The sequence below is a fragment of the Arthrobacter sp. 2YAF22_2 genome, from assembly GCF_052114645.1.
In the GTDB taxonomy this organism is placed as follows: Bacteria; Actinomycetota; Actinomycetes; order Actinomycetales; family Micrococcaceae; genus Arthrobacter.
In genome coordinates, this window is the sequence record NZ_JBFRFD010000656.1 from 1 (window position 1) to 1,682 (window position 1,682).

Below are 1,682 nucleotides of genomic sequence, written 5' to 3' on the forward strand. Positions count from 1 at the left end.
GGCTGATCTGGCCCATCCGTGACATCGCCGGCGACACCATCGGCTTCGGTGCGCGGAAGCTCTACGAGGACGACCAGGGCCCGAAATACCTCAACACCCCCGAAACCGCTCTCTACAAGAAGTCTCAGGTCCTGTACGGGATCGACCTCGCCAAGCGGAACATCGCCAAAGAGCGCCAGCTGGTGGTGGTGGAGGGCTACACCGATGTGATGGCGTGCCACCTGGCCGGGGTTACGACGGCGGTCGCGACCTGCGGCACGGCGTTCGGCACCGAGCACATCAAGGTCGCCCGCCGGCTTCTCTCCGACGACGGCAGCGGGGGAGAAGTGATCTTCACGTTCGACGGCGACGCCGCAGGCCAGAAAGCGGCCCTGCGTGCCTTCGAAGAAGACCAGCGCTTCGTGGCCCAGACCTATGTCGCAGTCGAACCGGGCGGCGCCGATCCCTGCGAGCTGCGCCAGGCCAAGGGCGACTCCGCCGTCCGCGACCTGATTGGCACCCGCCGTCCGCTGTTCGAGTTTGCGATCCGCGCCACGCTGAGGCGGCACAATTTGGACACCGTGGAGGGCCGGATCGCGGCCCTGCGCGAGTCGGCTCCCGTGGTCGCGCAGATCCGCGACGCCGGCATCCGGCCCGGCTACGCCCGGGAACTGGCGGGCTGGCTGGGAATGCCGGTCGAGGAGGTCAGCCGCGCCGTCGGCGTCGCCATGAAGCGAGGCAGCACGGGTGGGCCGACGGTTTCCGGGACATCGCGGCCCGGCGGGCGGCCGGCCGGTGGCGACGCTGCCCTGCCCGGGGGACCCGGGGTGGCCGCCGGACCGGCGTCGGGTGCTGTCCCTTCCTACCAGCGTCCGGACCCCCGCGATCCGGTGGCCTCAATGGAGCGGCAGGCGCTCGAAGTGGCGCTGCAGGAGCCGGCCCTCCTGGCCGGGGGCATTTGGGAGCGCTTCTCCGGGGCCCGGTTCCTCACGCCTGCTTTTCAGGCCGTCCACGACGCCATGCGCGCCTCGGGTCCTGGCCTGCTGGGGGAACCCGCTCGCTGGGTGGGTCAGGTCATGGAGGAGATCCCCGAACCACTCCGGCCGTTGGTCTCCGAGCTGTCGGTGGTGCCATTGCCTGCCAGTACAGCCGAGGGGGTCCAGAAGTACGGCAAGGGGATCCTCAAGGCGCTCTTTGAACTTCAGATCACCCGGGTGAAGGCGGACAAGATGGGCCAGCTGCAGCGGCTCGATCCCAGTTCCGAGAAGGAACGGATCCAGCAGGTCCAGCGGGAACTGATGATGCTCGAAATGGAGCGTCGGGCGTTGCGTTCCGACGCCTAGACCCACGATTTCGTTCCACGATTTCACTCCCGTCAGGGATTTTGCTAGGCTTGAACCCGCCTCATTCCTCCTTAGCTCAATTGGCAGAGCATTCGACTGTTAATCGAAGGGTTGCTGGTTCAAGTCCAGCAGGAGGAGCGCGCAGTCCCCGTTCCGGGTCACCGGGACGGGGACTTTTTTATACCCGCTGGGGGTATGGAGTCCGGCGGGGAGGCGGCCCGGCCCCCGACTGCGCCGCCGATTTCCTTAGCGCTGAAACCTTTGCTAATGTCATACCTGCTTCATTCCTCCTTAGCTCAATTGGCAGAGCATTCGACTGTTAATCGAAGGGTTGCTGGTTCAAGTCCAGCAGGAGGAGCG

Annotated in this window: 1 protein-coding gene and 2 tRNA genes; all 3 read left to right on the forward strand. The window is 66.3% G+C overall.

Annotated features, from left to right (window positions below; all coding sequences use genetic code 11):
• The coding region (locus tag AB4Y86_RS18380; RefSeq protein ID WP_441403583.1) for a toprim domain-containing protein at nt 1-1,322 on the forward strand (1,322 nt) is incomplete at its 5' end.
• 65 nt (nt 1,323-1,387) lie between these two features.
• A tRNA-Asn gene (locus AB4Y86_RS18385) sits at nt 1,388-1,460 on the forward strand.
• Nucleotides 1,461-1,607: 147 nt separating this feature from the next.
• Nucleotides 1,608-1,680: transfer RNA gene (locus AB4Y86_RS18390), tRNA-Asn, on the forward strand.
• Nucleotides 1,681-1,682: the final 2 nt, after the last annotated feature.